A 13476-nucleotide genomic window follows, 5' to 3' on the forward strand; every position below is an offset into this window, starting at 1 on the left:
GTTGGATTCTCACCAAAGTTTGGTTTAGATAAAATAAGAGAAATGTTATAGAAGATAGACATTTTATTATTGATCATTTTATCAATTTATGTAATGCTAAAACATTCTACACTAGAAAAATATGATTCTCTAAAAATGTATGAAGTTTATGACAAGTGGCCAGAAATTGCATTAAAATCATTTGAATCTGAACAAAATCCCATAAATTTTGATAAGATTAATCATATTGTTTTTGCTGGAATGGGAGGTTCAGGAGCTATAGGAGACTTGTTTGCAGCTATTTTATCTAAAACTAAAATTCACGTAAATGTTGTTAAAGGATATCACTTACCAAAAACTGTTGATCCTAATTCGCTTGTAATTACTATAAGTGTTTCAGGAAATACAAAAGAAACTATTTCAGTATTAGATTCTGCTTTCAATCTTGGGAGTAAAATTATTGCTTTTTCTTCCGGAGGAGAAATGGAAGAATATTGTAAAAAAAATAAAATAGAACATAGGAGAATTCCACAAAATCATTCTCCAAGAGCTTCATTTACTTCATTTTTATATTCTATTTTGAAAGTTTTACATTCTACTCTTGAAATTAAACAAGAAGATATTCTAGAATCAATTGCAGAAATGAAGAAAATGCAAAAGAAAATTAATTCAAGAAATTTGACAGAAAAAAATCCAGCACTTAATTTAGCAAAATGGATTGACAATGTTCCCATAATTTACTATCCTTTTGGACTAGAATCAGCTACAATTAGATTTAAGAATTCACTTCAAGAAAATACAAAATTACATGTTATGACAGAAGATGTGATTGAAGCTTGTCATAATGGCATTGTTTCATGGGAAAGAAAGTCAAGTATTCAACCTATTTTGATTGAAGGTCAAAATGATCATATCAAAACTAAAGAAAGATGGATTATTTTAAAAGAATTTTTTAAAAAACGCAATATAGAATACAAAGAAATCAAATCAATTAACGGAAGCATATTAACAAAATTAGTAAATTTAATTTATCTTTTAGATTATGCTTCAATATACCTAGCAGTTTTGAATAAAATTGATCCTTCACCGGTCAAATCTATAGATTTTATTAAGGAAAGATTAGAAAAGCAGAATTAATCAATCTAAAATTAATTTATCAATTGAATTCGCAAGGAATTCAGATGCAGTGCCATGATTTGCAAGATATTGTTTCACAAATTCATTTCCTTTATTTATGAAATGTTCAGATGTTTCACGAACATAAAGAATTTGATGTAATGTTTTTTCAAATTTTTCTTGTTCATTAGAATTAAAAAACATAGTATTTCCAGAGCTTGAAGCACTCAGACGTTCTTGCGGATCTGATAAAATTGTCATAGTTGGTTTATTGAAAATATTTGCTTCTAAAAGAACAGTTGTTAAACCAACTGAAATAACGACAGAAGAGGATTGAATTAGTCTTGGAAGGTTTGCATCAACCATAATTTGAACTTCAGGGTCATATTTGTTAATAAGTGGTTCAACCATTACCGATTTCCATTTCATATCACCTGGATGTAATTTTATGATTTTTTTTCTATCAGTTATTTTTTTTAGGGTTTTACAAATTACTTTTATTGCTTCTTCATATTGAATATAGGTATTGGTTAACTGACTGCCAGCATTTTTTTTATCTAGTTGTCCCAGAACCACAAGAATTAATCCATCATCATCAGATTTTTGTTTTTTGAGATTAAAATATGAATCATGTCGAGGGCTTCCAGAAACTATTATGTTATTTTTTTGTATCCCATGTTCTATAGCATATTTTTCCATAATTGGTCCCCATACTGCAATTTTTTTGTCATTATAGATAGGAATAGTTCCATGAATCGAATTCATTTCAGAAAAATTTGGAAAGGATACATGTGGAGTTCCATGTTGAAGAACCATAGATAAAATATTTTGTTTTCGGGCATGATAGATCAGAATTTTTTCTTGTAATGCAACTTCATAAAAATGAATTATTAGTAAAGGTTTAATTTTTGAAAGGAATTTTTTTGAAGATATTATTTCATAAATTGCTTCAGAAAATCGATCCTTACAGAAATTTTTAAAATATTGAGAAAAATAGTTCCAAAATGAAATTCCATCTATAGAAAAAATTTTTGAGAACAATTGATCATTGGAAAATAATTTTTCTAATTTTTTATTTATTAACACAGATTCGTTTTGGATGAATTCATGATCTGTTTTTTTAAGATATTGTTCATAAGAACCAAGAATGCATTCATTATTTTTTACAATTTTAAAAGAATTAAAATTCCATACTGCAGCACGTTTTCTATTTAATAAGAAAATATTTCTTTTTTGAGAGGATATTTTTTTAAAAAACACATCATACAAAGAAGGATTAAAATCTACTAATAATACAGAATCATTTTTTTTATCAAATTTTGAAAAAATATTGTTAAAAAATGGAATAAAAAATTGTTCATAAAGTTTTCTAATTTTAAAAAATGCTTTTCTTGGTAAACGTAATGTAATAGGAATTGGTCCAAGATTATATTTTATGGGAAAGACATCAAAATTCCAATACTCTTTTTCAGATTTTTCATCTTCAATTATTGAAATGATAGAATTTGAAAATATTGTCAAAACTAGTTTTGATATAGAATTTGAAACTAAAATGGAATTAGGGTTTAATTTTTTATGAATTTTAATTAACGAAAAAAATATGATCATTGTTTGAATTAATGATGGGTATAATTCTTGTTCAAGTAGCCAACCAAGATTTATGTTTTCAAATAATAATTCCTTTTCAATAGTAGGATCTGTGTACCAAGTAGTTGAAATATTCAAAATGGTTTTATTGAGTTGAGATAAATCAGATGTAGTTAGATATGAATCTAGAATTTCATGCTTAATTTCCATATCATCAAGTTGTTTATGAGAATAATAATCCAAAGCAAAAATAACGGAATTTGGATCATTGAGATTTTCAAGTAATTCATCATTTATGTGAAATCTTTCAAATAGCAATACAAGATTAGTACTCATAAAAATATCAAATCCCAGACATATTAGAATTTAGTTTATTTCTGTTTGATTTGAAATGAAAAAAATCAATTAGTAATGAAACAAATCCTTCAATTTGTAATTGTAAGAAATAATCAAAATTTTTCAAAAATGATGTTAATCCTAGGTTTTTTAGACACCACCGTGTTAATGGAAACCATGGAAAAATAATACCAGTTTTACCTAGATTATATTGTTTTGATATTGCAATAATTCCTTTTCCACTTGCTCCTTGTTCATATTCATGCATCAAGATCTCGTCATTTACATACAGATCACCAAATTTTAACACATTTAGAAAAATTGCCCAGTCATTTCCAAGAAATGAATCCCTGACAAGACTGTTTCTTAAAATGTCTGTTTTAAATATACTGTAAATAGATTGACATGAACATTTTTTGAGGTATAGACGTGTTTTAGTGTTAAAATTACCAGTAATAGATATTATTTCTCTAGGTCTAAAAAAATTTCTTATTTTTTTCATCAGTTGAGAATATTGTAAATCATCTTTGTTTATTTGAGATTCTTTGTCTTTTGGTACATATGGTTCTATTTTACATATACTTGCAACACAATTAGTATTTTTTTCAAGGGTTTTTAGGTTTTTTTCAATAAATTGTGGGAAAATAAAATCATCAACTGCTGTCCACATGAAGTATTCATAATTAGCTTTCTCTAAAACAAAATTGAAATTCCAGGTTATGCCATTATTCTGAGAGTGACGAAAATATTTAATTCTGTCATCTTTTTGAACAAATTCTTTGCAAATTGATTCAGTGTTATCCGTAGAACCGTTATCAGAAATAATTAATTCAAAATGCCTATGAGATTGATTAAGAATAGACTTTAGCTTAGATCTTAGAAATCTTTCTCCATTATACACAGGCAATCCAATACTAATTTTTGAAATTTTACTTTGCATTTTAAACAGGTTGGATTTTCCTCATTTTCTTTAAACCATCAATTGAATTAGACATTGCCATTCCTGTTTTCTCAAATGCTTTTTTATTTTCAAGTTTCACGTTTACTCTTTTAGCAGGTAACTTTAGAACTGAAGAATTTATGGCTTTAATTTTATTTTTATCAAGTCCAAAAATATCTGCCACAATAAGAGCAAAATCAAATCTATTTTTAAAATCGGAGCCAACAAGGTGAAAAATTCCAGTATGGTCATCATTTACTAATTTTTGTGTACAAGCCACAAAGTCCGGAACATATGTAGGAGTATTGTACCAATCAGAAATCTCTAAATGTTCTTCATTAGAATTCAGGTGTTCAATTACTCTAAGAACAGAATTTGTATGGTGCCAGTTTTTTTTCCATGAATAGGGTTGATCAGTTCGAATTATCAAGTAGGGTAAATTGGAATTTAGAACTAATTCTTCACCCATAGATTTTGTCAAACCGTATGATGAGATTGGATTGGTTTTTTCTGCTTCAGAATAAGATTTTTTTGAACCATCAAATACTGCAGATGTTGAAATGTAGATAATTTTACTATGAAAAGAGGCAGCTGCATCTATAGTAAATTTTAATCCAGTTACATTGATTGCTTTGGCCAAATTTTTATCTGTTTCACACAAGTCTACATTTGTAATGGCTGATGCATAAATGATTACATCAGGTTTGATTTTTTGAATTATGGTATGAATATTTTTTTTATCAGTTACATCAAGATAATGAAAATATTCTTCATTAATTCTATGTTTAAAATAAGTTGAATTTACTTTTTGTCCATTTTTGATAAAATTATGATGTAAGTAATATCCAAGAAATCCACTTCCTCCAATTATAAGAATCATATCAATTGTTTATGGTATAGGTTTTTTGTTAAATCTATTTCTTAACACATTTAAGATATCCATCAGGGGCAGCAGTGATTAGTAACTTATTAGTGATATTTTTATCAATTTTAAAGCGATTTGTTGTTTTTAAAAACTCACGAATTGCAGATTTTGGGTTTTTAGTTTTTGTCCAAGGGCGATTTTTGAAGAAATTATTTGGCAAGAATTCAATTAATGTATCAAAAACTATCAAATAACTTCCTTTAGTAATTAGCTGAGAATATGCTTTTAATTCAGACAAAACGTGTTTGTGAGTATGATTAGAATCAAGTATAACCATAATACATTTTTTGTTTTTTGATAATTGGTTTATTTTATTGATGGTTTTTTTATTTATAGATGATCCTTCAATCAACGTTATTCTTTTGAACATTGGATGTTTTTCTATTGCTTTCTTATTTTGTTGATGAATTTTTATATCAATTCCAATGATTTCGCCTTTTCCAATTATTTCTAACATTGAAGCAAGAAAAGTTACTGAGCCTCCTCTAGCAACTCCAGTCTCAATAATAAGATCAGGTTTGAGTTTCCAGATGATTTCTTGCAATGCAATAATATCTTGAGGATATTGAATTATGGGCAATCCAAGCCATTTAAAATGATAAGAATATTCATATTGATAACTATCAGAAATCCATTTTTTTGAAAGAGCATCAAGTGATGTATCTTCTTTCATCTGAAGGATTTTTTTCTTATTTCTTTTTTCAAAAATAGAATTATCCATTTTCATTCACCTTTTTTTCAGTAAAAAACTTGTACGATAAGTCTTTCTTTGATATAATTGAAATTTCTAAAGGAAGTTTTATCTTAAAAGAAGGATCATTCCATTTGAATCCACGTGAATAGTCAGGCATATAATCTTGAGAGATTTGATAAGTCACTTCAGTATTATCGACTAAAGTTTGAAATCCATGTGCAAAGCCTTTTGGTATATACAACATTTTATTATTCTCAGATGAAAGATCAAATCCCTCCCATTGTTTATAAGTTGAAGAGGAAGGTCTAATGTCAACTATGATATCAAAAATTTTGCCTTTACTACATCTAATTAATTTATCCTCATCATAAGGAGGGATTTGATAATGCATTCCACGAAAAGTTCCTTTTTTCAGATTAAATGAAATGCTTCCTTGAGAAATGTTTGGGTTTAATCCTTTTTCTTCAAAAAGGTTTTTGTCCCAAATTCGTGCAAAAAAACCACGTTCATCTTGAAATTTTTCGAGTTCTACGATAAATGATCCTTTAAGTTTTGTTTCTGTAAAAATCAAAGTATTTTTACCTCCGGTATAGGAACCACAAATCTTCCTCCCCATTCTTTGATAAAATCCATTTGTTTGACAACCTCTTCTTGTAAATTCCAAGGCAAAATTATTACATAGTCAGGTTTAGTTTTTTGAATTTCATCAGGAGATTTTATTAAAATATGTGTACCTGGTAGGTATAATCCTTGTTTGTAGGGACTACGATCAACTACATAATCAATATAATCTAATCCTATTTTACAATAATTTAACATAGTATTACCTTTTGCAGCAGCACCATAACAAACAATTTTTTTGTTTCTATTCTTTACAGAAGATACAAAATCTAATAATTGTTTTTTTATTTTTTCAATTTTTTTTTGAAAATTTGTATAGGTAGAAATTTTTGTGATGCCAAATTCTATTTCTTTGTCCAAAAGTTTTTTTACATTATTATTGATAATATGGTTTGAATTTTCAATATGGGTGGCATAAATTCTTAAGGACCCACCATGTGTATTTAATTCATCAACATCAAATATTTTCAAATTGTGTTTCTCAAAAATTTTGACTGCAGTATAAAGTGAAATATATGAAAAGTGTTCATGATAAATGGTATCAAATTGGTTTTTATCTATTAATTGCATTAAGTGTGGAAATTCCATAGTAATAATTCCATTTGGTTTAAGTAAGATTTTCATTCCTTCAACAAAATTATTAATATTTGGAACATGAGCTAAAACATTATTCCCAAGTAAAAGATCAGCTTTTTGATTTTTGGCAGATAATTCTTTTGCAACATCTATATCAAAGAATTTTACCATAGTTTGAATACCTTTTTGTTTTGCTATATTTGCAATATTTTCTGCAGGTTCTATTCCCATACAAGGAATATTTTTATTTTTAAAATTTTGAAGTAAATAGCCATCATTACTTGCAATTTCTATAACAAAACTATTCTCATCAAGTTCAAATCTATCTGTAATTTGCTCAACATATTCTAGTGCATGTTTCATCCAAGTTTCTGAATAAGATGAGAAATATGCATAATCACTAAAAATTTTATCTGGACTGTTAAATTCCTCTAATTGTACTAAAAAACAATTTTTGCATACATATGCATGTAAAGGAAATATTGGTTCTTTCTCAGTTAATCTAGATTTCTTTAAAAAAGAATTTGAGAGTGGGGATGTACCAAGATCTGCAAAGGTTACTTCCAAATATTCATTACAAAATCTACATTTTTTTTCCATAATAATTACATCGAATCAAAATCATCTATTTGTTTTTCTGAAATTTGTTTCATGTCACTTTGTTTTTTGTATTCTTTATACCAATCTACAGTCAATTGAAGCATTTTTTCTATGTCAATTTTTGGTTTCCAACCTAGAATTGTTTGTGATTTGGTACAATCTAATTTCAGAGTCTTTGCCTCATGAGGATTCTCAGATTTTTCTAAAGATATCTTACATTTTTTTCCATATATTTCTGAGATTTTATCTATTATCCAAGAAACTTTTTTTCCTTGTTCATTTGGGCCAAAATTCCAAGCTTGTGCAAACCTAGGACCATCCAACCACATTTTTTCAGCAAGTAAAAGATATCCACTTAAAGGTTCAAAAACATGTTGCCACGGTCTAACAGCATGAAGATTACGAATTTTTACTTCCTTGTTATTGAGAAGTGATTGCATTAGATCGGGAATTAATCGATCTTTTGCCCAATCACCTCCACCAATTACATTACCTGCTCTAACTGATGCCAAAGCGATTTTATGATTATCTGATTGAAAAAAGGAATTCCTAAATGCTGTTGTAACTAGTTCTGAACATCCTTTACTACTGCTATATGGATCATACCCTCCTAAAGCATCTTCTTCTGTATAGCCTCTATCAAATTCTTTGTTGTCATAACATTTGTCACTGGTAACATTAATGATTAATCGGGTTTTTTTATTCTCTCGTAGTGCATCGAACAAATTTACAGTTCCCATCACATTAGTTTCATACGTTTCTCTTGGATTTGTATATGACATTCTAACTAGAGACTGTGCTGCCATATGAAAAATGATCTCAGGATTTGTTTTTTTTATGACATTACTAACTTCGTCAAAATTTCTTATATCGCCTTCAATAGAATTTATTCCATTTTTAACATCAGCTAATTCAAATAAGCTAGGGGTTGTTGGAATATCATTTGAAAATCCAGTTATTTTTGCACCCATTTTTTTTAGCCATAATGTTAACCAGCTACCCTTGAATCCTGTATGTCCTGTTAAAAGAACAGTTTTTTCTTTCCAAAATTCTTTATTCATTACCAATTCTTCCAAGGAGCTTTTCCGGAATTCCATAAATTTTCCAGATGAGTTTTATCACGTAAGGTATCAAGTGGTTGCCAAAATGTATTATGTCTATACGCAGATAATTGTCCTTCTTCTGCTAGTTTCTCTAAAGGTTGTCTTTCCCAAATGGTTAGATCATCATCAATATAATCAAAAATTTTAGGTTCTAAAACAAAAAATCCCCCATTAATCCAATTTCCATCCCCAGCAGGTTTTTCTTTAAAATTAGTAATTTTATTTCCGCTAATATCTAAAGTTCCAAATCGTCCTGGTGGTTGTACAGCGGTCACAGTTGCAGAGGTTTTAGAATTATTATGAAAATCAATTAATTTTGAGAGATCAATATCACTTACTCCATCACCATAAGTGAAACAGAATGTTTCGTTATTTACAAAATCTTTTACTCTTTTTAGACGGCCTCCTGTCATAGTTTCTAGACCAGTATCAACTAGAGTTACTAACCAAGGTTCTGCTGATTTACGATGTACCTCCATTTTATTATTTTTCATATCAAAAGTAACATCAGAGGTATGCAAAAAATAATTGGCAAAATATTCTTTTACCATGTATCCTTTATAACCACAACAAATTACGAAATCATTCAGTCCATATGACGAATACATTTTCATTATATGCCATAGAATTGGTTTCCCTCCAATTTCGATCATGGGTTTTGGTTTTAAGTGAGTTTCTTCACTTATTCTTGTTCCCAAACCTCCAGCTAAAATTACTACTTTCATAGAATACACTTTTGTAATTCTTTATGTATTAATTCATTTATTAAATTTAATAATTTATCAAGAATTTAAAAATAGATACAGGTATAAATCAATTTTTTTCAGTAATTACTACTTTTTTGCCTTTTTTGCTACTTAATTCAATTGCATCTAAAACATTAAGAATTTGAAGATCTTGTTCCAAACTAAATGGATATTTCTGTTTTCGTTTAACAGCTAACAAAAAATTTTTCATTTCTTTTTCATATATATTTTCAGGAGGAGTATTTCCTAGATAACCAGAAGCTACTTTACCCGTATCTAATTTCTTTATGTTCCATTTTTTTCCAGTATTAACTTGAATAGTTCCTTTCTTGAAATCACACAAAATTACACCTTTTTCACCTATTAATCTTGTTTCACGAAAACTTGGTTCTGATATCACATCGAAAATAAAATTTCCAATAATTCCATTTTTAAAATTTGCATGAATTTGATAGATATCATCAATATCAACATCCAAATTAGAAACTTTTTGTACACTAGATGACACAGAGATTATTTTAGAAAAAAGATAAAACAACCAATTTAATTCAAATGGAACGAGTTCTTTTGCACCACCAGTTTCTTTTTTAGAAACAAAGAAATTTTTGTAATTTTCCCAAGGGTGCCAAGATTTTAAATTTTGACCATTATAGTGATGAATTTCAAATATTTTTCCAATTTTTTTCTTTTTCAAAAGTTTTTCTAATTCAGAAACTATTGGGTGATATCGCATTGTACATGATGGTGCAGCAATAATTTTTTTTCCTTTAATTTTTTTGATAATTTGTTTGACATGAGATGATGAGTGATTCAATTCCATAAAAAAATCAATATTATTTTTTATTGCTAACAATGCATATTTCAAATGTAAATCGGGTGGTGTTGAAATTATTATGGCATTTGGATGTTGAGAAATAGCATGATCAATATTATCAAAAGTTTCAATTTTGTATTTTTTAAAAGATTCATCACGTCTAATTTTCTGTGGATCATAGCCTAATATGCCAAAATTACCTAATTTTTTTAAATTTCTGATTCTTCGTTTTCCCATAGAACCAAGACCAACGATTAGGATTTTCAAATTATTTTTGCACTCCTGTTTGTTTTAATGTCAAATCAGTCATTTTGGCTCCAAAATTTTTTTTCCATCTTTCATCAACTCCATCAATAATTTTTATTAAATCTGGATGTTTCTCAAATAAAATCAGAATATCATTTAAATGAAAATCGTTTCCCAAATAACCAAAAATTCTTTTGGCTAATTCATAATCTTCCTCATAGTCAAGAGTCAAACGAAGTTTTTTATTAAAAACCAAATTTTTGTCAGGTTGAAGATATCGACAATTAAAAATATTAGTTTTGGTAAAAAATTCTCTATAACCAGTTTCAGTATTTTTAGAGATTTTTATTCTACAAATTTTTTCTAATGCATCTCTAGCAACACCAACAGGAATGAATCCATGTGGAAATCCAGTATCAGTGATAAAATCAGCATTTGTTTTTTCAAATTCTTCAATCACCTTATCTACAAAATGAGGATCAGTGTAAATATCATCACCATCTACAACCACAGCAAAATCAGTTTCAAAAAAAATTGCAGCATCTCGTAAACGTATTAAAATATCGTGTTCACTACCTCTAAAATATTTGATATTTTTTTCATCTAAGAATGATACTAAAGGATCATCACTTTTTTTTTCAGTAGTACAAACAACTAGATTTTGTGTTTTTGTAGATTTTTGAAGACGATTCAATAGATATTGGATGATTGGTTGGTTGTCAATTAATTTCATAGCTTTTTTGGGTAATCGAGAACTATCTAATCTAACTAACAAAAATATACCGTAATTCATTATTAATCATCATAAATAGTTAATAAAAAAATTATTCTTAAAAACCTCAAAACACATGTTCATTAATTAGTTTGATGTCACTATCAACCATCATTTCGATTAGTTTTTTAAAAGTTATAGATGGTTTCCAGCCTAATTCTTTTTCAGCTTTAGTTGCATCTCCAACCAAATCATCAATATCCTGAGGTCTGAAATATTTTTTATCAATCTCAACAAAGTCTTTCCAATCACCTAAGCCAGAATAATCAAAGGCATAGTCTAAAAAATCTTTTACAGAATGAGATTCTCCTGTAGCAACTACATAATCAGATGATTTATCTTGTTGTAACATTTGCCACATAGCTTTGACATAATCACCTGCAAAACCCCAATCTCTTTTAGCATCAATATTGCCTAAAAATAATTTTTTGTCATACCCTAATTTGATTCGAGCAATGTTATGTGTAATCTTTCTTGTAACAAATTCTAATCCTCTTAATGGACTCTCATGATTGAATAAAATTCCACAAGTAGCAAAAAGACCATATGCTTCTCTATAGTGTTGCGCAGTTTTATGAGCAAAGACTTTGGAAACACCATAAGGACTAGCAGGATTCATCCTTGAAAATTCATTTTTTATTTCATTAGAATTTCCAAACATTTCACTAGATGATGCTTGATATATCTTAGTATGATTACTTGATTCTTTAACAGTTTCAAAAACACTCAACGCACCAGTAGCATTTACATTTGTTGTAAGAATAGGTTGATCAAATGAAATTCCAACAAAGGATTGTGCAGCAAGATTATACAATTCATCAGGTTGAGTTTCTTTAATTACTTTATTGATGGATATTGGATCTGTCAAATCTAATTTAACAAGATTGATTTTATCTAAAATATCAAAATATTCTAATCGTTCAAACAAGCGATGACTAGTTCGACGAAAACTTCCATATACATTATAGCCTTTTTTAAGTAAAAAATCTGCTAAATAACTTCCATCTTGTCCTGTTACTCCTAAAATAAGTGCAGATTTCATTGTACTAACAATCCATTTTCAATTAGCTTATCTAAAAAGTATCTGAACCCTTTTCCACCTTGTTCATGTCCTTTCCACACTTCTATAGCAAAACTTCTATTCTCAAGTTTATTCAGTATAGGAATTACTTTATCAAATGGTAAATCACCTTCACCAAATTGTAATCCTTCACCTTCAGGTCCCTCAGCATCTGAAAGATGATAATGCATTGCAAAATCCTTAATTTTGTTTAATTCATCTATTAAAGATAAACCCACTTTATTACAATATAATTGAGAATGGCATAAATCGAAACAAACGTTAAGGTTTGTTTCAGTACAATATTTTATTAAATCTTCAGACTCTAAAAAGATATTACTATTCCATCTACCTCCATAAAACCATCCATATGGAGGCATATTTTCAAGTAGGAAATTTACTCCAGAGATTTCTAATTGCTTAACTGAATCAACAACCATATTTTTCATTTTTTGAATATTATCTGTGGAAAGATTTTCAAGAGAATACCCACCAGGATGTACAATAATGCTTGGTTTACCTTTAAAATTTTCCCCTAACTGAATTGTTTTGTCAATCGCTTTTTGAACTAACTGAATACTAGTTTCTTTTGAATGAATTTGGTTTGTTTCCTCTAAAGCAACCAAATCAACAATTTTTCTATTAAAATATTCATAACAATGTACGATTAATTGTTGATCAAAATTTGAATCCAATTCAAGTTCTAAATCACTATCAGAAAAATGAAATTCCAATATTTTTGGATCGAATTTTAACATATCCATAACATCATGTTTACGAACTTTCATGCCTAGAATCATTTTAACAAAAATACTTTAAACTACATTTTATTGAATGTTATCAAAAAAATAACTAATGTTCAGAAATACATAGTTAAAATAGCGTAAAAAATTTTTATGAGGATAAATCAGGCAAATAAACATGGAAATTATAAAAATTAAACCAGCTTTTGAAGATGAACGGGGTTCAATTTGGGACTTTTTAACGGATGAAACTGTGCACCATATAGGATTTTTAATTAGTAAAAAAGGTTCAATTAGAGGAAAGCATTTTCACAAAGAGCAAAAACAATACACACTTGTACAAAATGGAAAAATCAAAGTTACCATAAAAAATCTTCAAGACAATAATTCAGAGGTAGAAACAAAAGAATTGAATAAGATGGACATGGTTTTCTTTCCACCATACATGTACCATTCTATTGAAGCACTTGAAGATTCTGAATGTTTGATCTTTACATCTAAAAGTAGAAAAGGTTCTGGTTACGAAGAAGATACGTTTAGAATTGAAGATATCAATTCATTTAAGATTTAATCAAATTGATTCAATTGATATAGTAATAATTCATAACGGATTATGAA

At 28.1% G+C, this 13476-nt stretch carries 14 protein-coding genes; 2 read left to right on the forward strand and 12 right to left on the reverse strand.

Annotated features, from left to right (window positions below; genetic code table 11):
- Positions 1-93 precede the first annotated feature (93 nt).
- Complete coding sequence (locus tag Nisw_RS04150) at positions 94-1116, forward strand: SIS domain-containing protein (protein ID WP_255430852.1); 1023 nt, start codon at positions 94-96, stop codon at positions 1114-1116.
- Here the strand turns inward: Nisw_RS04150 and Nisw_RS04155 are convergent, their stop codons facing one another.
- The 12 genes from Nisw_RS04155 to Nisw_RS04210 all read right to left on the reverse strand — a co-directional run bounded on the left by Nisw_RS04155 (position 1117) and on the right by Nisw_RS04210 (position 12903).
- Positions 1117-3018, reverse strand: coding sequence for a hypothetical protein (locus tag Nisw_RS04155; RefSeq protein ID WP_141976762.1), 1902 nt, complete (start codon positions 3016-3018; stop codon positions 1117-1119). It abuts the gene before it with no gap.
- 7 nt (positions 3019-3025) lie between these two features.
- On the reverse strand, positions 3026-3958 hold the full coding sequence (locus Nisw_RS04160; protein WP_141976764.1) for a glycosyltransferase family 2 protein: 933 nt from the start codon (positions 3956-3958) through the stop codon (positions 3026-3028).
- A gap of 1 nt (position 3959) precedes the next feature.
- Positions 3960-4838, reverse strand: a complete 879-nt coding sequence (locus Nisw_RS04165) for an SDR family oxidoreductase (RefSeq protein ID WP_141976766.1) — start codon at positions 4836-4838, stop codon at positions 3960-3962.
- Between the two features lie 34 nt (positions 4839-4872).
- Complete coding sequence (locus Nisw_RS04170) at positions 4873-5604, reverse strand: cephalosporin hydroxylase family protein (RefSeq protein WP_141976768.1); 732 nt, start codon at positions 5602-5604, stop codon at positions 4873-4875.
- Entirely contained in the window at positions 5597-6148 is a 552-nt protein-coding gene (rfbC, locus tag Nisw_RS04175; protein ID WP_141976770.1) for a dTDP-4-dehydrorhamnose 3,5-epimerase, read from the reverse strand. The genes Nisw_RS04170 and rfbC overlap by 8 nt, the downstream gene beginning before the upstream one ends.
- The gene (locus Nisw_RS04180; protein WP_141976772.1) at positions 6145-7374 is read right to left on the reverse strand and encodes a class I SAM-dependent methyltransferase; all 1230 of its coding nucleotides are present in this window, start codon (positions 7372-7374) and stop codon (positions 6145-6147) included. The genes rfbC and Nisw_RS04180 overlap by 4 nt, the downstream gene beginning before the upstream one ends.
- 5 nt (positions 7375-7379) lie before the next feature.
- Positions 7380-8435 (reverse strand): CDP-glucose 4,6-dehydratase, encoded by a 1056-nt coding sequence (rfbG, locus tag Nisw_RS04185; RefSeq protein ID WP_141976774.1) that lies wholly within the window; start codon positions 8433-8435, stop codon positions 7380-7382.
- Positions 8435-9202 carry a glucose-1-phosphate cytidylyltransferase gene (gene rfbF, locus Nisw_RS04190; RefSeq protein ID WP_141976776.1) on the reverse strand — a complete coding sequence of 256 codons (768 nt, stop codon included), beginning with the start codon at positions 9200-9202 and terminating at the stop codon, positions 8435-8437. The genes rfbG and rfbF overlap by 1 nt, the downstream gene beginning before the upstream one ends.
- Before the next feature lie 88 nt (positions 9203-9290).
- Entirely contained in the window at positions 9291-10304 is a 1014-nt protein-coding gene (locus Nisw_RS04195) for a Gfo/Idh/MocA family oxidoreductase (RefSeq protein ID WP_141976778.1), read from the reverse strand.
- A 1-nt stretch (position 10305) separates the two neighbouring features.
- Positions 10306-11076 (reverse strand): cytidylyltransferase domain-containing protein, encoded by a 771-nt coding sequence (locus tag Nisw_RS04200; protein WP_141976780.1) that lies wholly within the window; start codon positions 11074-11076, stop codon positions 10306-10308.
- 46 nt (positions 11077-11122) lie between these two features.
- Complete coding sequence (locus tag Nisw_RS04205; protein ID WP_141976782.1) at positions 11123-12097, reverse strand: GDP-mannose 4,6-dehydratase; 975 nt, start codon at positions 12095-12097, stop codon at positions 11123-11125.
- A complete protein-coding gene (locus Nisw_RS04210) occupies positions 12094-12903 on the reverse strand; it encodes a TIM barrel protein (protein ID WP_185736670.1) in 810 nt (269 codons plus the stop codon). Before Nisw_RS04210 ends, Nisw_RS04205 begins: the two co-directional genes overlap by 4 nt.
- Before the next feature lie 133 nt (positions 12904-13036).
- Between Nisw_RS04210 and Nisw_RS04215 the strand changes: the two genes are divergently transcribed.
- Complete coding sequence (locus tag Nisw_RS04215) at positions 13037-13429, forward strand: WxcM-like domain-containing protein (RefSeq protein ID WP_141976786.1); 393 nt, start codon at positions 13037-13039, stop codon at positions 13427-13429.
- The last annotated feature ends 47 nt before the right edge of the window (positions 13430-13476 follow it).

It is taken from the genome of Candidatus Nitrosopumilus sp. SW (assembly GCF_006740685.1).
Lineage (GTDB): Archaea > Thermoproteota > Nitrososphaeria > Nitrososphaerales > Nitrosopumilaceae > Nitrosopumilus.

Bases quoted from the DNA above. Each gene is read 5' to 3' on its own strand.
- Nisw_RS04150 (WP_255430852.1), top strand. From the start codon at position 94: ATGCTAAAACATTCTACACTAGAAAAATATGATTCTCTAAAAATGTAT.
- Nisw_RS04155 (WP_141976762.1), bottom strand. From the start codon at position 3,018: ATGAGTACTAATCTTGTATTGCTATTTGAAAGATTTCACATAAATGAT.
- Nisw_RS04160 (WP_141976764.1), bottom strand. From the start codon at position 3,958: ATGCAAAGTAAAATTTCAAAAATTAGTATTGGATTGCCTGTGTATAAT.
- Nisw_RS04165 (WP_141976766.1), bottom strand. From the start codon at position 4,838: ATGATTCTTATAATTGGAGGAAGTGGATTTCTTGGATATTACTTACAT.
- Nisw_RS04170 (WP_141976768.1), bottom strand. From the start codon at position 5,604: ATGGATAATTCTATTTTTGAAAAAAGAAATAAGAAAAAAATCCTTCAG.
- Nisw_RS04180 (WP_141976772.1), bottom strand. From the start codon at position 7,374: ATGGAAAAAAAATGTAGATTTTGTAATGAATATTTGGAAGTAACCTTT.
- rfbG (WP_141976774.1), bottom strand. From the start codon at position 8,435: ATGAATAAAGAATTTTGGAAAGAAAAAACTGTTCTTTTAACAGGACAT.
- rfbF (WP_141976776.1), bottom strand. From the start codon at position 9,202: ATGAAAGTAGTAATTTTAGCTGGAGGTTTGGGAACAAGAATAAGTGAA.
- Nisw_RS04200 (WP_141976780.1), bottom strand. From the start codon at position 11,076: ATGAATTACGGTATATTTTTGTTAGTTAGATTAGATAGTTCTCGATTA.
- Nisw_RS04205 (WP_141976782.1), bottom strand. From the start codon at position 12,097: ATGAAATCTGCACTTATTTTAGGAGTAACAGGACAAGATGGAAGTTAT.
- Nisw_RS04210 (WP_185736670.1), bottom strand. From the start codon at position 12,903: ATGAAAGTTCGTAAACATGATGTTATGGATATGTTAAAATTCGATCCA.
- Nisw_RS04215 (WP_141976786.1), top strand. From the start codon at position 13,037: ATGGAAATTATAAAAATTAAACCAGCTTTTGAAGATGAACGGGGTTCA.